The organism is Streptomyces sp. NPDC127595 (assembly GCF_042671685.1).
Lineage (GTDB): Bacteria > Actinomycetota > Actinomycetes > Streptomycetales > Streptomycetaceae > Streptomyces.
The window spans coordinates 145,738-161,707 of the sequence record NZ_JBHXWK010000011.1; the positions used below are offsets into that span (position 1 = coordinate 145,738).

Annotated in this window: 18 protein-coding genes; 5 read left to right on the forward strand and 13 right to left on the reverse strand. The window is 69.5% G+C overall.

What is annotated here, in order from left to right; all coding sequences use genetic code 11:
- Nucleotides 1-152: 152 nt before the first annotated feature.
- The 3 genes from ACFVKT_RS30710 to ACFVKT_RS30720 all read right to left on the reverse strand — a co-directional run bounded on the left by ACFVKT_RS30710 (nt 153) and on the right by ACFVKT_RS30720 (nt 2,142).
- Nucleotides 153-689 (reverse strand): TetR/AcrR family transcriptional regulator, encoded by a 537-nt coding sequence (locus tag ACFVKT_RS30710; protein WP_385737568.1) that lies wholly within the window; start codon nt 687-689, stop codon nt 153-155.
- Nucleotides 689-1,009 carry a DMT family transporter gene (locus ACFVKT_RS30715; RefSeq protein ID WP_385737570.1) on the reverse strand — a complete coding sequence of 107 codons (321 nt, stop codon included), beginning with the start codon at nt 1,007-1,009 and terminating at the stop codon, nt 689-691. The genes ACFVKT_RS30710 and ACFVKT_RS30715 overlap by 1 nt, the downstream gene beginning before the upstream one ends.
- 146 nt (nt 1,010-1,155) lie before the next feature.
- Complete coding sequence (locus ACFVKT_RS30720) at nt 1,156-2,142, reverse strand: sulfotransferase family protein (protein ID WP_385737572.1); 987 nt, start codon at nt 2,140-2,142, stop codon at nt 1,156-1,158.
- Between the two features lie 307 nt (nt 2,143-2,449).
- On the opposite strand from ACFVKT_RS30720, the gene ACFVKT_RS30725 reads away from it, so the two are divergent.
- On the forward strand, nt 2,450-3,430 hold the full coding sequence (locus tag ACFVKT_RS30725; RefSeq protein WP_385737574.1) for an AbfB domain-containing protein: 981 nt from the start codon (nt 2,450-2,452) through the stop codon (nt 3,428-3,430).
- Nucleotides 3,431-3,597: 167 nt separating this feature from the next.
- Here ACFVKT_RS30725 and ACFVKT_RS30730 read toward each other — a convergent pair whose 3' ends face one another.
- From ACFVKT_RS30730 to ACFVKT_RS30765, 8 genes are read right to left on the reverse strand one after another with little or no spacing between them, the layout of a single operon-like run.
- On the reverse strand, nt 3,598-3,930 hold the full coding sequence (locus ACFVKT_RS30730) for a metal-sulfur cluster assembly factor (RefSeq protein ID WP_030612912.1): 333 nt from the start codon (nt 3,928-3,930) through the stop codon (nt 3,598-3,600).
- Nucleotides 3,927-4,394: a Fe-S cluster assembly sulfur transfer protein SufU gene (sufU, locus tag ACFVKT_RS30735; protein WP_385737576.1), complete on the reverse strand. Its 468-nt coding sequence runs from the start codon at nt 4,392-4,394 to the stop codon at nt 3,927-3,929. The genes ACFVKT_RS30730 and sufU overlap by 4 nt, the downstream gene beginning before the upstream one ends.
- Nucleotides 4,395-4,409: 15 nt before the next feature.
- Nucleotides 4,410-5,666 carry a cysteine desulfurase gene (locus tag ACFVKT_RS30740; RefSeq protein WP_385737578.1) on the reverse strand — a complete coding sequence of 419 codons (1,257 nt, stop codon included), beginning with the start codon at nt 5,664-5,666 and terminating at the stop codon, nt 4,410-4,412.
- On the reverse strand, nt 5,663-6,448 hold the full coding sequence (gene sufC, locus ACFVKT_RS30745; RefSeq protein WP_385737580.1) for a Fe-S cluster assembly ATPase SufC: 786 nt from the start codon (nt 6,446-6,448) through the stop codon (nt 5,663-5,665). The genes ACFVKT_RS30740 and sufC overlap by 4 nt, the downstream gene beginning before the upstream one ends.
- 7 nt (nt 6,449-6,455) lie before the next feature.
- Nucleotides 6,456-6,785: a bifunctional 3-phenylpropionate/cinnamic acid dioxygenase ferredoxin subunit gene (locus tag ACFVKT_RS30750; protein ID WP_385737582.1), complete on the reverse strand. Its 330-nt coding sequence runs from the start codon at nt 6,783-6,785 to the stop codon at nt 6,456-6,458.
- A complete protein-coding gene (sufD, locus tag ACFVKT_RS30755) occupies nt 6,785-7,966 on the reverse strand; it encodes a Fe-S cluster assembly protein SufD (RefSeq protein WP_385737584.1) in 1,182 nt (393 codons plus the stop codon). Before sufD ends, ACFVKT_RS30750 begins: the two co-directional genes overlap by 1 nt.
- Nucleotides 7,967-8,023: 57 nt before the next feature.
- On the reverse strand, nt 8,024-9,448 hold the full coding sequence (gene sufB, locus ACFVKT_RS30760; protein WP_385737586.1) for a Fe-S cluster assembly protein SufB: 1,425 nt from the start codon (nt 9,446-9,448) through the stop codon (nt 8,024-8,026).
- Complete coding sequence (locus ACFVKT_RS30765; RefSeq protein ID WP_385737588.1) at nt 9,445-10,176, reverse strand: helix-turn-helix transcriptional regulator; 732 nt, start codon at nt 10,174-10,176, stop codon at nt 9,445-9,447. The genes sufB and ACFVKT_RS30765 overlap by 4 nt, the downstream gene beginning before the upstream one ends.
- Before the next feature lie 160 nt (nt 10,177-10,336).
- Between ACFVKT_RS30765 and ACFVKT_RS30770 the strand changes: the two genes are divergently transcribed.
- The 4 genes from ACFVKT_RS30770 to ACFVKT_RS30785 all read left to right on the forward strand — a co-directional run bounded on the left by ACFVKT_RS30770 (nt 10,337) and on the right by ACFVKT_RS30785 (nt 14,047).
- Nucleotides 10,337-11,173: an aminoglycoside N(3)-acetyltransferase gene (locus ACFVKT_RS30770; protein ID WP_385737590.1), complete on the forward strand. Its 837-nt coding sequence runs from the start codon at nt 10,337-10,339 to the stop codon at nt 11,171-11,173.
- An 11-nt stretch (nt 11,174-11,184) separates the two neighbouring features.
- Nucleotides 11,185-12,108 carry an ABC transporter ATP-binding protein gene (locus ACFVKT_RS30775; protein WP_385737592.1) on the forward strand — a complete coding sequence of 308 codons (924 nt, stop codon included), beginning with the start codon at nt 11,185-11,187 and terminating at the stop codon, nt 12,106-12,108.
- A gap of 172 nt (nt 12,109-12,280) precedes the next feature.
- A complete protein-coding gene (locus ACFVKT_RS30780; RefSeq protein ID WP_385737880.1) occupies nt 12,281-12,997 on the forward strand; it encodes an ABC transporter permease in 717 nt (238 codons plus the stop codon).
- A gap of 42 nt (nt 12,998-13,039) precedes the next feature.
- Entirely contained in the window at nt 13,040-14,047 is a 1,008-nt protein-coding gene (locus ACFVKT_RS30785) for a heme A synthase (RefSeq protein ID WP_385737594.1), read from the forward strand.
- Here the strand turns inward: ACFVKT_RS30785 and ACFVKT_RS30790 are convergent.
- Together ACFVKT_RS30790 and ACFVKT_RS30795 are read right to left on the reverse strand one after the other, a co-directional pair.
- Nucleotides 14,034-14,810, reverse strand: a complete 777-nt coding sequence (locus ACFVKT_RS30790) for a nucleotidyltransferase domain-containing protein (protein ID WP_385737596.1) — start codon at nt 14,808-14,810, stop codon at nt 14,034-14,036. The two genes, ACFVKT_RS30785 and ACFVKT_RS30790, sit on opposite strands and share 14 nt — an antisense overlap.
- Nucleotides 14,811-14,830: 20 nt before the next feature.
- Nucleotides 14,831-15,937, reverse strand: a complete 1,107-nt coding sequence (locus tag ACFVKT_RS30795) for an amidohydrolase family protein (protein ID WP_385737598.1) — start codon at nt 15,935-15,937, stop codon at nt 14,831-14,833.
- Between the last annotated feature and the right edge of the window lie 33 nt (nt 15,938-15,970).

A 15,970-nucleotide genomic window follows, 5' to 3' on the forward strand; every position in this document is an offset into this window, starting at 1 on the left:
AACCAGCGTGCGGGGCGTCTCAGGTACCGGGCGGTCACCGTGAGCCGGGGATCCGAACCAGCCTGCGGGACATCTCAGCTACCCGGCGGTCACCGTGAGCCGACCATGAACGGAGCAGCTCGGCTCACCGCATCACCCGCCTCGCACACCTCTCACGGAACCACCCGCCCCAGCACCTCCCGCGCGTACCCCTCGTCGTACTCCGCCCCCGTCAGCAGCACCTGCAGACAGATCCCGTCCAGCACAGCGACCAACGCCCGCGCGGTCACCGGGTCCGTGCGGTGGGCCAGCCGCTCAGCGAGGTCCTCGGCCCACTCGGCGGCGACGGGGCGCAGGGCCGGGCGGCGGAGCGCGGCGAGGTACAGCTCGTACTCCAGTTCCACGCCGGTACGGTCGCCGCCGAGCCACTCGCCCATCAGGGCGGCGAGTTCCCCGGCCAGGTCGGCGCGGGTGTCCTCCAGACCGCCGCGCGCCGCCACCGCCTTGGCGAAGCCCTCGTTCGCCTGCCGCAGCGCGGCGACCATCAGCTCGTCGAGGGTCTTGAAGTGGTACGTCGTCGAGCCGAGCGGCACATCGGCCTCGGCGGCGACGGAGCGATGGCTCAGCCCGGCGAGCCCCTTGTCCCCGACGACCCGGATCGCCGCGTCGATGATCCGTTGGCGCCGCTCGGGGTCGTACCGGCGCGCCATCAGTGCGCCCCGCCGAGGTTCAGCAGCACGACCCCGCCGATGATCAGCGCGATCCCGGTGAGCTTCGCCGCGTTCAGCCCCTCGCCGAGGAACACCATGCCGATCGCGGCGATGACGGCGGTCCCGACGCCCGCCCAGATCGCGTAGGCCGTGCCGACCGAGACGGTCTTCAGGGTCTGCGCGAGCAGCGCGAAGGCGATGACGTATCCGAGGAGGGTCACCAGCGACGGCCACAGCTTGCTGAAGCCGTCGCTGTACTTCATGGCGGTGGTGGCGGCCACCTCCGCGGCGATGGCGCCGGCGAGCATCACATATCCCATGTGTACGAGTGTACGCATCGATGTGTACGACCGTCCGCGGAGCCCGCCACCCCACCGCGGAATCCTTCGGTTCCGGAGCGCCGACGGCGCTACGAACGCGCACCGGGCCTTGGCCGCCGGCCCCTGAACTCCGAGGTATGCACTCGTCAACTGCCCAACTGGCAGGCCACCGCCCCCTGTTCACGCACCCGCACCAGGCGGTCCAGCATCCGCCGCTTGGCGTGGGCGGCCCGTCGCAGCATCTCCACCCGTCGGTAGCGCAGCAGTTCGGCGGGGTCGGGGCGGACGGCTCCGGCGAGTCCGTAGCCGTGCGAGGTAAGCCGGTCGCCCAACACCTCGTCGCACAAGGTGATCTGATTCGGTGTCAGCCGAGTGATCCAGTTCGCCACCTGCGAACTGTCCAGGGCACCGCGCGTACGGCGGTGCCAGGCCTTGCGGGCGGGCACGGCCAGCTCGGCGACCGTAAAGGGCTCGCGCATCTCGGGGACGTACTCCTCCCCCAAGTACGCGCACACGCGCCGGAGTTGGCTCTCGGGATCGGTCACGAGGTCCTCGAAGCGCAGCTCGTGCCAGCTGCCGGGACCCAGTTTCCGCGCGTACGTGCGCGTGGTGTCCATGACCTGCGCCCAGGTGGCGACGGCCTCGTGGAAGCCGCGATGCCACCAGGGCATGCCGAGGAGCGAGGCAGCACAGTCGCGACCGTCTCGCACGAGATGGATGAACTGCGCGTCGGGGAACAGCCGCAGCATCTCCCCCACATGCAGGGCGTACGCGGGCCGTTTGTCGCCCCAGCGCACCTTCCCGTGCTCCTCGGCGTACGCCCTGAACGTGGTGCCCAGCGCGGAGCCGAGCGTCGGCGGCCCTTCGGTGATCCGCTCGGCCACGCGTCCGGCGTCCAGCCCGAGTTCATGGAACCGTGTCTCCGCGCGCCCGGTGATCCACTGCGCAAGACCGGCCCGGTTGCTCCGCCGGCGCAGATCCCCGAAGCCCAGCCGCCTCTCGTACGCGGGCAGCACGAAGCGCGTCTCGGGCGGCAGCGCGATCCGCGGATGGGTGTGCAGCATCAGCTGCAGCAATGTGGTTCCCGAACGGGGACAGCCGAGCACGAAGACAGGTCTTGCGGGAGCAGGCACGGGCCCACGCTGCCGCGCCGCCATGGGCCCGGCCTGGGACCTCGCTGAGAATGCGATGTGAACTCAGGGGCGCCGCAGGCCTTTGGTACCTCACTGCCGGGCCGCGAATTCCGTGGGACCACTGAGGCAAACGGCTACTCGGGAGTCAGTTGGTCCACTACTGTTTCACCAGTCGCGCACATGGTGTCCATGGCTACCGCCTGTCCACGCGCCTGCGCCTTCTCTTTCTCGTGCCCCCACCAGAAGCTCTTGGCTCAGACCAAAAGACGAATCCGCGTACGCCACGGGCGACGCTGGAGGAACTTGCATGCCAGAAATGAAGCCGGAGCCCGGGCCCGACCAGCCCGCCAGCTCCGCGGAGAGACCCGTCCCCTCATCGGAGATCACCGCCTGGCGCCCCACAGCGCACGGCGCTCCCTACCCGGCGGAAATGCCCCCCTTCGCCGAGGTCCCGATGCCCTGGGAGTCCGATGAGACCGTGACGGAAGGACGACTGCCCGGCACCCGGCGGCTGTGGCTGGCCGGCGGCCTCGCCATAGCGGTCCTCATCGCCACCGCCACCGCAATCGCCGTACTGGACAAGGGTTCTGACGGCTCGTCACAGGACGAGGCGAACCGGCCCGTCGCCGACACGGGCCTCCCGTTCATACCCGGCGGCGTCGCCGCCACGGCACCGACCGGCAAGGCCGCCTTGTCCTCCCCCGTGCCCTCCCCCTCCGCCCCGCAGGGTGCCGCTTCACCGAATCCCTCGGGCCAGGGATCCGCCGAACCCGCCCCCGCCCCGCCGAAGCCCACCGCGACGAGCAAGCCCTCCGCGCCCGCAGTCGCGCGGACGTCGGTCCAGTCCGTCGACCAGCCCGACCGCTACTGGCACGTGAGCGGCGACGGCACCGTCCGCCTCGACCAGGTGAGCGGGAGCAGCCCGGCGGCGACCAGGCGGGACGCGAGCTTCAAGAAAGCCGAGGGGCTCGCGGACTCCTCCTGCTACTCCTTCGTCACCACCGACGGCAGCTACCTCCGTCACCGCGACTTCGTCCTGCGCGCCGAACGCACCGACGGCTCCGCCCTCTTCAAGCAGGACGCGACCTTCTGCCCCCGGCAGACGCCGTCCTCCGATGCGATGGTGCTGGAGGCGGTCAACTACCCGGGCTACTTCCTGCGCGACCGCGACTTCCAGCTCCGCCTGGAGAGGTACGACGACAACACCGACTATGGCAACGACCACGGGCGTGACGACCGTCGGGACCGCGGAGGCTGGGCCTTCCGCCTGGTGAAGGGCTTGGGCTGAGCCCCGAGGATCTGGCCGGAGTTTCAGAAACAGCTGTGGCCCCCGGCGCAGTGCCGGGGGCCACAGCTGTACGGGGAGCGCAGTCGCCGTACAGGCGGAACTCAGACGTCGAACACGCGGACCTCAGTCCTCGCGCAAGCCGGACTCAGACGCCGTACACGCCGGACTCAGACGTTGAACCCGAGCGCCCGAAGCTGCTCGCGTCCGTCGTCCGTGATCTTGTCCGGGCCCCACGGCGGCATCCAGACCCAGTTGATGCGCAGTTCGTTGACGAGGCCGTCCGTGGCGGACTTGGCCTGGTCCTCGATGACGTCGGTGAGCGGACAGGCCGCGGACGTCAGGGTCATGTCGATCGTCGCGATGTTCGCGTCGTCGATGTGGATGCCGTAGATGAGGCCGAGGTTGACGACATCGATGCCCAGCTCGGGGTCGACGACGTCGTACAGCGCCTCGCGGACCTCCTCCTCCGAGGCAGGCTTCATCTCGATGGTCTCGCTCATGCCGTCTTCCTTTCAGCGGCGCCCGAGCCCAGAGCCTGGGCCGTCGCGTCCTTCCACGCCATCCAGCTGAGCAGCGCGCACTTCACCCGTGCCGGGTACTTGGAGACGCCGGCGAACGCAACCGCGTCCTCCAGCACCTCCTCCATCGCGTCGTCGGGCTCGATGCGGCCCTTGGACTGCATCAGCTCCAGGAAGGTCTCCTGGGTTTTCTGCGCGTCGGAGAGGTCCTTGCCGACGAGCAGTTCGTTCAGCACGGACGCCGAGGCCTGGCTGATGGAGCAGCCCTGGCCCTCGTACGAGATGTCCGCGATCCGGTCGCCGTCGTACTTCACACGCAGGGTGATCTCGTCGCCGCACGTCGGGTTGACGTGGTGCACCTCGGCATCGCCGTCCCGCAAGCCCCGCCCGTGCGGGTGCTTGTAGTGGTCCAGGATGACTTCCTGGTACATCGAATCAAGCTTCACGACTCAGCCAGCTCCTCAGCCGAAGAAGTTCCGTACGTGCTCCAGGCCGTCGACCAGTGCGTCGATCTCGGCCGGCGTGGAGTACAGATAGAACGACGCTCGCGTGGTCGCAGGAATTCCGTACCGCAGGCAGACCGGGCGTGCGCAGTGGTGGCCGACCCGGACCGCGATGCCCTGCTCGTCGAGAACCTGGCCCACGTCGTGCGGGTGGATGTCACCGAGCGTGAACGAGATCGCCGCGCCGCGCTCCTCGGCCGTGGTCGGGCCGATGATCCGCAGGTCGGGAACCTCCAGGAGCCGCTTCACCGCGTACTCGGTGAGCGCGTGCTCATGGGCGAGGATCTTGTCCATGCCGATCGCGGAGAGGTAGTCGATCGCCGCGCCGAGGCCGACCGCCTGGGCGATCGGCGGGGTGCCCGCCTCGAACTTGTGCGGCGCCGGGGCGTACGTCGACGAGTGCATCGACACGGTCTCGATCATCTCGCCGCCGCCCAGGAACGGCGGCAGGTCCTCGAGGAGTTCCTGACGGCCCCAGAGGACGCCGATGCCCGTCGGGCCGCACATCTTGTGGCCGGTGAAGGCCACGAAGTCGGCCTGGAGGGCCTGCACGTCCAGCGGCATGTGCGGCGCGGCCTGCGAGGCGTCGATCAGGACCAGGGCCCCGACCTCCTGGGCTCGGCGCACTATCGCCTCGACCGGGTTCACGGTGCCGAGGATGTTCGACACGAGCACGAAGGAGACGATCTTCGTCTTCTCGGTGATGATCTCGTTGATGTTCGAGAGGTCGAGGCGTCCGTCGTCGGTGAGGCCGAACCACTTCAGCTTCGCGCCCGTCCGCTGCGAGAGCAGCTGCCACGGCACGATGTTGGAGTGGTGCTCCATCTCCGTGATGACGATCTCGGTCTCGTGGTCGACCCGGTAGGGCTCATCGGCCCAGCCGAGCATGTTGGCCACGAGGTTGAGCGACTCGGAGGCGTTCTTGGTGAAGATGACCTCGTCGCGGCTCGGCGCGTTGATGAACGCGGCGACCTTGTCGCGCGCACCCTCGTACAGCGCCGTGGCCTCCTCGGCGAGCACATGCACACCGCGGTGGACGTTGGCGTTGTAGCGCTCGTAGTACTCGTTCAGGGCGTCCAGCACCTGGCGCGGCTTCTGCGAGGTCGCCGCGTTGTCCAGGTACACGAGCTTCTTACCCTCGTGGACCTGGCGGTCCAGGATGGGGAAGTCCTTGCGGATCGCCTCGGTGTCGAGGAGGCCCGGCAACTGTGTCACGCGGATACGCCACCCTTCGTGTCGGCCGTGTCGTGGAGCGCGTAAGCCTCGTAGCCCTCGTTCTCCAGCTTGTCGGCGAGTTCGGCGCCGCCGGACTCGACGATGCGGCCGGCGGAGAAGACGTGGACGAAGTCGGGCTTGATGTAGCGCAGGATGCGCGTGTAGTGGGTGATGAGCAGGGTGCCCACCTCGCCGCTCTCACGGACCCGGTTGACGCCCTCGGAGACGACACGCAGGGCATCGACGTCCAGGCCGGAGTCGGTCTCGTCGAGGATCGCGATCTTCGGCTTGAGGAGCTCCAGCTGAAGGATCTCGTGGCGCTTCTTCTCACCGCCGGAGAAGCCCTCGTTCACATTGCGCTCGGCGAAGGCCGGGTCCATGTTGAGGCGCTCCATGGCCTCACGGACCTCCTTCACCCAGGTACGCAGCTTGGGGGCCTCGCCGCGCACGGCCGTGGCCGAGGTGCGCAGGAAGTTGGAGACGGAGACGCCGGGGATCTCGACCGGGTACTGCATCGCCAGGAACAGGCCCGCGCGGGCGCGCTCGTCGACGGACATCTCCAGGACGTCCTCGCCGTCGAGGGTGACGGTGCCGCCGGTGATCGTGTACTTCGGGTGGCCCGCGAGCGAGTAGGCGAGGGTCGACTTGCCGGAGCCGTTCGGGCCCATGATGGCGTGGGTCTCGCCCTGCTTCACGGTCAGGTCGACGCCCTTGAGGATCTCCTTCGTGGCGTTGTCGGCCTCGACGGTGACGTGCAGGTCGTGGATTTCAAGCGTTGCCATGGGTTCCTCAGGACTCCTGGTTGAGGGAGACGAACACGTCATCTCCTTCGATCTGTACGGGGTATACGGGGACGGGGCGCGTCGCGGGAAGGCCGGACGGCTTGCCGGTGCGGAGGTCGAAGCTGGAGCCGTGCAGCCAGCACTCGATCTGACAGTCCTCCACCTCGCCCTCGGAGAGCGAGACGTTCGCGTGCGAGCAGATGTCGTTGATCGCGAACACCTCCCCCTCGGTCTTCACGACCGAGACCGGCGTGCCGTCGAGTTCCACCCGCTTGGGGGTGTCCTCCTCCAGCTCGCTCAGCCCGCAGGCGCGCAGGAACGTCGAAGGGACAGCCATCAGACCGACGCCTCCAGCTCCTCGTCGATCTTCACGAGTAGACGCTCTTCGATGTCGTCGACACCGATCTGCTGGACCAGCTCGGCGAAGAAGCCGCGGACCACCAGTCGGCGGGCCTCGTCGGCCGGGATGCCGCGGGCCATCAGGTAGAAGAGCTGCTCGTCGTCGAAGCGGCCGGTGGCACTCGCGTGCCCGGCGCCGACGATCTCGCCGGTCTCGATCTCCAGGTTCGGCACGGAGTCGACCCGGGCGCCGTCGGTCAGCACCAGGTTCCGGTTCATCTCGTATGTGTCCGTGCCCTCGGCCTTGGCCTCGATGAGGACGTCGCCGATCCACACCGCGTGGGCACCCTCGCCCTGGAGCGCGCCCTTGTAGGCGACGTTCGACTTGCAGTGCGGGGTGTTGTGGTCGACCAGGAGGCGGTGCTCCTGGTGCTGGCCGGCGTCCGTGAAGTACAGGCCGAAGAGCTCGGCCTCGCCGCCGGGACCGGCGTAGGACACGCGCGGGTGGAGGCGTACGAGGTCGCCGCCGAAGGTGACCACGAAGGACTTGAAGGTGGCGTCCCGGCCGATCAGCGCGTTGTGCTGGCCGACGTGCACGGCCTTGTCGTCCCAGTCCTGGACGGAGACGACGGTGAGCTTGGCGCCGTCTCCCAGGACGTAGTCGACGTTCGCGGCGAGGACCGCGTCACCGGTGTGGTCGATGACGACGACGGCCTCGGCGAAGGCTCCCAGTTCGACGACCTGGTGGGCGTAGACGACCCCGCCCTCACCGTGCACGGCGATCCGGATCGGCTCGGTGAGCACCGTCTCCTTGGGGACGGTGATGACACTGGCCTTCTCGAACGCCGAGTACGCCTGGGCGGCGACGCGGTCCACCGGGGTGCCGGCCCTGCCGAGCCGGGCGTCGTCACGGCCGACGGTCTCGACCGTGACGCCCTGGGGCGCCTCGATGCCGACCTTCAGGCCGTCGCCGGTCGCGACCGCGGTGCCGTCGTGCAGCCCGCGCAGCCGCTCCAGCGGCGTGAACCGCCATTCCTCCTCACGGCCGTGGGGGACGGGGAAGTCCGCCACGTCGAAGGACGGGGGCGCGCTCATGCGCGTGGCGACGGTCGACTCGGCGGCCACCGCGATCTGGCCGGCGGTCGTGCTGCCCACCGGGATGTTCTGAGCCTCAGCCATGGCTGTCGGTCTGCTCGCTTTCTTGCGTGAGTGGCTTGACGGGGACGGCGGTTGGCGTCAGCCGACCGCGCCTTCCATCTGGAGCTCGATCAGCCGGTTGAGCTCAAGGGCGTACTCCATGGGCAGTTCCTTGGCGATCGGCTCGACGAAGCCGCGCACGATCATCGCCATCGCCTCGAACTCGGTCATGCCGCGGCTCATCAGGTAGAAGAGCTGGTCGTCGCTGACCTTGGAGACGGTCGCCTCGTGGCCCATGGACACGTCGTCCTCGCGGACGTCGACGTACGGGTACGTGTCGGAGCGGGAGATGGTGTCGACGAGCAGCGCGTCGCACAGCACGTTCGACTTGGAGCCGTGGGCCCCCTCGCCGATCTCGACGAGCCCGCGGTAGGACGTACGGCCGCCACCACGCGCCACGGACTTCGACACGATGTTGGAGGAGGTGTTCGGCGCCATGTGGACCATCTTGGAGCCGGCGTCCTGGTGCTGGCCCTCGCCCGCGAAGGCGATGGACAGGGTCTCGCCCTTGGCGTGCTCGCCCATCAGGTAGACGGCCGGGTACTTCATGGTGACCTTGGAGCCGATGTTGCCGTCGATCCACTCCATGGTCGCGCCCTCGTACGCCACGGCGCGCTTGGTGACCAGGTTGTAGACGTTGTTCGACCAGTTCTGGATGGTCGTGTAGCGGCAGCGGCCGCCCTTCTTCACGATGATCTCGACCACCGCGGAGTGCAGGGAGTCCGAGGAGTAGATCGGCGCCGTACAGCCCTCGACGTAGTGGACGTAGGCGTCCTCGTCGACGATGATCAGCGTCCGCTCGAACTGGCCCATGTTCTCCGTGTTGATACGGAAGTAGGCCTGGAGCGGGATCTCGACGTGCACGCCCTTGGGGACGTAGATGAACGAGCCGCCGGACCACACCGCGGAGTTCAGCGACGCGAACTTGTTGTCGCCGACCGGGATGACGGTGCCGAAGTACTCCTTGAAGAGCTCCGGGTGCTCCTTCAGCGCGGTGTCGGTGTCCATGAAGATGACACCCTGCGCCTCGAGCTCTTCGTTGATCTGGTGGTAGACGACCTCGGACTCGTACTGCGCGGCGACGCCGGCGACCAGGCGCTGCTTCTCCGCCTCCGGGATGCCGAGCTTGTCGTACGTGTTCTTGATGTCCTCGGGCAGGTCCTCCCAGGACGCCGCCTGCTTCTCCGTGGAGCGCACGAAGTACTTGATGTTGTCGAAGTCGATGCCCGACAGGTCCGAGCCCCAGTTCGGCATGGGCTTCTTCTCGAACAGGCGCAGGCCCTTGAGCCGGAGCTTGGTCATCCACTCCGGCTCGTTCTTCTTCTGGGAGATGTCGCGGACGACGTCCTCGTTGATCCCTCGCTTGGCGGAGGAACCGGCCACGTCGGAGTCGGCCCAGCCGTACTCGTACGTGCCCAGACCCTCGAGCTCGGGGTGGGCAGTCTCCTCGATGGGGAGCGTCATGCGGGGTTCCTCCCGGCGGTGCTTGCAGATGCGTCAGGCAGTTCGGAAACAGTCTTGGAAATCTTGGGGATGAACGTCGTGCATACGCCGTCGCCGTGGGCGATGGTCGCCAGCCGCTGCACATGGGTGCCGAGCAGCTGCGAGAAGATCTCGGTCTCCGCCTCGCACAGCTGCGGGAACTGCTCGGCGACATGGGCGACCGGGCAGTGGTGCTGGCAGAGCTGCTCGCCGACCGGTGCGCTACGCGCCGTGGCAGCGTATCCGTCCGCGCTCAGGGCCTTGGCGAGTGCTTCGGTGCGCTTGTCGGGGGCGGCGGACTCTATGGCGGCGCGGTACGCGTCCGCCTGTGCGGCGATCCTGGCGCGGGCGAAGGCGACGACCGCGTCGTCCCCGCCCTCGCGCTCGGCGATCCAGCGCAGGGCTTCCGCGGCGAGCTTGTCGTAGGACTGGTCGAAGGCGTCCCGGCCGCAGTCGGTCAGGGCGAACACCTTGGCGGGACGGCCACGCGTACGCGCTCCGTAGACCCGCTGCTCACGTGCTTCCACGACGTCGTCGGCGACAAGGGCGTCGAGATGACGGCGTACGGCGGCCGAGGTCAGTCCCAGCCGGCCGGCCAGGTCGGTCACGGTGGAGGGGCCGTGGTCCAGAATGGAGCGCGCGACCCGGTTGCGAGTGGATCGCTCACCGGTCGCGAGTTCCTCCTGCGGAGCCTCGCCAACGTTTTTCACAACGCTATTGTTGCGTAATTCCTCAGAGCCTGGCAAGCCGCGCCCGAGGCGTGGACGGTGCCGTGCATCACTTAGGTATACCTAAGCTGACCTGCGGAAACGATCTTTGATCGATCAATTCAGTAGCCACGGACCGGCCCCTCCGGAACACTGCCGAACCATGCCGACACCCCCTCCCACCGGGCCACTCGTCACACGGGACACAGTCTCCGCACAGCTTCTCCAACTGGGCGTACGCCCCGGCGAGACCCTCCTCGTGCACTCCTCGCTCAGCTCCCTCGGCTGGGTCTGCGGCGGCGCCGTCGCGGTCGTCCAGGGGCTCCTCGACGCACTCGGCCCCGACGGAACCCTGGTGGTCCCCACCCAGTCCGGCGACCTCTCCGACCCGGCCCTGTGGAGCAACCCGCCGGTACCGGAGGAGTGGTGGCCGGCCATCCGGGCGCAGATGCCCTCGTACGACCCCCTCGTCACCCCCACCCGCGGGGTCGGCGTGATCCCGGAGACCGTACGGACCTGGCCCGGCGCCCGGCGCAGCGCGCACCCGCAGACCTCGTTCGCGGCGCTCGGCCCGCGCGCGGCGGAGATCACCGAGGGCCACGCGACGGACTGCCGCCTGGGCGAGCGCAGCCCGCTGGCCCGCCTGGAGCTGCTGGACGCACGGGTGCTGCTGCTGGGCGCGGGATACGACGCGTGCACCGCCTTCCACCTGGCCGAATACCGGATACCGTCGCCGCTGGTCGAGGTGGGGCGGCCGGCCGCCGACGGCTGGGAGAAGGTGACGGAGGTGTCGATCACCTCCGAGCGCTTCGACGAGCTGGGCTCCGACTTCGAGCGCGACCGTCCCGTCGTACGGGGCCGGGTGGGCGCGGCCGACACCCGGCTGTTCCCGGTGGCCGACGCGGTGGCGTACGCGGAGCGGTGGCTCGCACTGCACCGGCCACGGGAGCCGTACGTGGATGCGGCCCCCCGCGCCCGGGAGCCCCGGACCCGTCCCTAGACTTGCTCCTCATGCGAAGCGAGCCCGTGGTCCAGGTCCAGGCCTTGGTGAAGAGGTACGGCAGGAAGACCGCGGTGGACGGCCTCGACCTGGTGGCCGAGCCGGGCATCACCGCCGTCCTCGGCCCGAACGGCGCGGGAAAGACGACCACGATCGAGACCTGCGAGGGCTACCGGAGACCGGACTCCGGCACGGTGCGCGTCCTGGGCCTCGACCCGGTCCGGCAGGCCGGGGAACTGCGCCCGCGGATCGGCGTCATGCTCCAGTCCGGCGGCGTCTACTCGGGCGCGCGGGCCGACGAGATGCTCCGCCACGTGGCGAAACTCCACGCACACCCGCTGGACGTGGACGCGCTCATCGAACGGCTCGGCCTCGAAAGCTGCGGCCGTACGACCTACCGGCGGCTGTCGGGCGGCCAGCAGCAGCGTCTCGCACTGGCGATGGCGGTGGTCGGCCGCCCCGAACTGGTCTTCCTCGACGAGCCGACGGCGGGGCTCGACCCACAGGCCCGCCTGGCCACCTGGGAACTCGTCCGTGATCTGCGCACCGACGGTGTCTCGGTCATCCTCACCACGCACCACATGGACGAGGCCGAGCAGCTCGCCGACGATGTCGCGATCATCGACGCGGGCAAGGTCATCGCGCACGGCTCCCCCGAGCAACTGTGCCGCGGCGGCGCCGAGAACACCCTCCGCTTCAGCGGCCGTCCAGGGCTCGACGTGCTGTCCCTGCTGAAGGCCCTCCCGGCGGACAGCACAGCGGCGGAGCTGACGCCGGGCGCCTACCGGATCGGCGGCAAGGTCGACCCGCAACTGCTCGCGACGGTCACGTCCTGGTGCGCCCAGCACGGCGTGATGCCGGAGAAGATCTCCGTCGAACGCCACACACTCGAAGACGTGTTCCTGGAGCTCACTGGCAGGGAGTTGCGCTCATGAGCCCGGCCCACCCGTCTTTCGGCCGGGGGTCCGGCCCGTCGCGCAGCGACAATCGGGCACAGCGTCCCCCGGGAAGACACAGCCTGGAACTGACCGGCAAGGAGCTGAGTTCGTGACCACCGCCACCGCCGGTACGTACACCCCGAGGCCCGGGGCCGCCCCGCTTCCCCGGATGATCGCCGCGCAGGCCGTCCTGGAGACGAAGATGCTGCTCCGCAACGGCGAGCAGCTCCTCCTCACGGTCGTCATCCCCACGCTCCTGCTGGTCCTGTTCAGCGCGGTGGACATCGTCGACACGGGTTCCGGCAAGGCGGTCGACTTCCTGACCCCCGGCATCCTCGCGCTCGCCGTGATGTCGACGGCGTTCACGGGCCAGGCGATCGCGACGGGCTTCGAGCGCCGCTACGGCGTCCTGAAGCGGCTCGCCGCCTCCCCGCTCCCCCGCTGGGGCCTGATGACCGCCAAGACGGCGTCGGTCCTGGTCACGGAGATCCTCCAGGTGCTCCTGGTGACGGCGATCGCCCTCGCCCTCGGCTGGTCACCGCACGGCAACCCGCTCGCCGTCCTGCTCCTCCTGATCCTCGGCACCGCCGCCTTCTCCGGCCTCGGCCTGCTGATGGCCGGCACCCTGAAGGCGGAGGCCACCCTGGCCGCCGCGAACCTGGTCTTCCTGCTGCTCCTGGTCGGCGGCGGCGTGATCGTCCCCCTCGACAAGTTCCCCTCCGGCGCCCAGGACGTCCTCGGCCTGCTGCCGATCTCGGCCCTGTCGGACGGACTGCGGGACGTACTGCAGCACGGGGCGGGAATGCCGTGGGGTGACCTCGGAATCCTGGCGGTGTGGGCGGTCGTGGGGCTGGCGGCCGCGGGGAGATTCTTCCGCTGGGAGTAGGTATGGGGCCCTCGTGAAGGCGTGCACAAGCGGCCCCCTACGATGGTGCGCGTGCCCAACCTGACCCGAGCCGACGCCCTTCGCGCGGCGCGCAACCCGCTCGCCTTCATCGCCGATCGCTGGACCCCGACCACCCGGACGGTGCGGCGTGCGGCTCTCGCCGCCCTCGTCATGGCGGTGGTGATCGTGGTCACCGGCGGTGCCGTGCGGCTGACCGGCTCCGGGCTCGGCTGCCCGACCTGGCCCAAGTGCACCGACGACTCGCTCACCACGACGAGCGCGATGGGCGTCCACGGCGTCATCGAGTTCGGCAACCGCATGCTGACGTATGTGCTGTGCGCGGCGGTCGGCTGGGCGATCATCGCGGCGCGCTCTCAGAAGCCGTACCGACGGGGCCTGACCCGGCTGGGCTGGACGCAGTTCTGGGTCGTCATGAGCAACGCGGTGCTCGGCGGCATCGTCGTACTGGTCGGCCTCAACCCGTATACGGTCGCGGCCCACTTCCTCCTCTCCACCGCGCTCATCGCCGTCGCCACCCTCATGTGGCACCGCACCCGCGAGGGCGACGGCACGCCGCGCCCCCTGGTGGGCAAGCCGGTGCAGCAGATGGTGTGGGTGCTGGTCGCCGCGACCGTCCTGCTGATCGCGCTCGGCACGGTCGTCACCGGCGCGGGCCCGCACGCCGGCGACTCCAGCGAGGTCGAACGCATCCCGCTGGACTGGGAGAACGTCACCAAGGTGCACTCCGTGCTGGCGTGGATCGTCGTGACGCTGAGCTTCGCCCTGTGGTTCGTCCTCAAAGCCGTCGACGCCCCCAAGGGCCCCCTCGACCGCACCCGCGACCTGTTCCTCATCCTCCTCGGACAGGGCGTCATCGGTTACGTCCAGTACTTCACCGACCTCCCCGAAGCCCTCGTCGGCCTCCACATGTTCGGCTCCTGCCTGGTGTGGATCGGCGTCCTGCGGGTCCTGCTGTCGCTGCGCGAACGGCCGGAGAACCTGGCGGAAGTGCCGGGTCCCGCCTCGGAATCGACCCTCACGCGCGCGTGAACCCCTCGTACGTGGCGACCAGTCCATCGATCGCGGGGGCCAGGTAGCCCCTGGTGAGCTCCGCCCGGCGGACCGGCCACCCGTCGGTGTGCGGCGCCGGATCCCCGTACCGCCGACGCCTGATGTCCTCGACCAGGTCGAGGGGCGCACCCAGCTCCGGCAGCAGTTCCAGGGCTTCCTTCTTGGAGATCAGCCGGCCCTCGCGCAGGGTGACGGTCGCCCGGGCGAAGGTGACCGGTCCGAGGTCGACCCAGCCGTCGTCCGTCCAGAGCCGCGCCCTGTCCACCGCGGGCCGCCAGAACTCCTTCTGGTCCCGTACGACGAAGGCCTTGAGTTCGCGGTCCCGGACAGCAGGCAGCAGTTCCCCGGGCGGCCTGCCGTGCAGGACCAGCCCGAAGGCATGCAGTTCCCGCCGGGTGACGGGAGTGACCGGCCTTTTCATCAGCACGTTCTGTGCCCAGGTGACGTACGACCGCTCGGCGTCCGCCATGTTGTCGGCGGTCATGTAGCTGCAGTGCAGCTTCACGGCGAGCGGCTCGTCGACCCGCAGCCGCCGGTGCAGCCGGACCACCTTCCGCACCGTGCCCAGCGAAACGGGGTCCTCCAGGACGGCGATCAGGTCGAGATCACTGCGCCCCTCCTGGTAGTCGCCCCCGGCGAGCGAACCGTGCGCCCACACGGCGACGGGGGCGAGGGCGCGCAGGTCGGTCAGGAAACGGTCCAGCAGGCGGGCCGTGGCGGCGTCGGCGTCGGCGTCAGTCATGGGATCAGAGTCTGGTGCGCTCACTCCACCCCGTACACCCGGCGTGCGTTGCCCGCCGCGATGAGCCCCGCCACCCGCTGCGCGTCCGCCAGCGACCAGGCGCCCTCGGCGACCCATGTGCCGAGCACCCGGGCGAGGGCCTCACGGAACAACCGTGCGCCGACCACATGGAGTTCGGGCAGCCCATGGGCGCCGCTGGAGAAGAGGAGCTTGCCGAAGGGCGCCAGTTCCAGGATCTCCGAGAACACGGCCGCGGCCCGCGCCCCAGTACGCACCAGGGCGGCGCCCAGGTCGGCGTACACATGCGGGAAGACGCCGGCGAGGTGCGCCGCGTGCCGGTGGTAGGGGTAGCCGTGCAGAAGGACCAGGTCGGTGCCGAGTCCGGCCGTGGCGCGGGCGAAGTCGGTGAGCAGGACGGGGTCGGTGCGGTCGATGCGCAGGCCCGGTTCGCCGAGTCCGGCATGGAGCTGGAGCGGCAGGCCTGAGGCGACCGCGATCCACAGCAGGTGCCTCAGCAGCACCGGGTCACTGAGCGTCCCGCCCACCGGGCGCCGCGCGAGCCAGCGCCCCGCCGCGCCCCGTACCTCTCCCGGCCCGGGCGGCTCGGGCGCGAGCGCCAGACCGTGCCGTACGCCCGCTACGGAGGTGAAGGCCACGGCGTTCGCGGCGGCGCCGTGGACGGACTCGGCGAGATTGGCGAGAAAGGACTCGACCGTGCCCGAGGTGTCCGCGACCTGCTCGGCCAGCAGTTCGAGGCGGACGATCTCGTGCGCCTCGGCCGCCCCGGTGGAGGCCATTTCCCCGGGGCCGGTGAGATCGCCCGGCAGCCCGGTGTCCACGAGATACGTCGTGATGCCACTCCCCCGCAGCAGCCTGCGCCCCGACTCCAGGACGCCGAGTTCACGGCGCCGGGCGAGATAGCGGGCCGGCGGACAGTGCGGCTCCAGACCCAGCAGGGGCGGACACCAGCGGCGTACCGCGAACCCGGTCTGGGTGTCGAAGAAGGTCGTTCCCGGAGCGGGCGGCCCTTCGGTCCTGGCGAGGTGGGCCTCGAAGGTCCCGAGGCCCAGCTCCGTCCTCAGTACTCCATGGCAGTACTGATCCACCAGGGACGGCGTTTCGATCATCCGGACTCCCCGTGACTGGACCGTGCTTCCTCA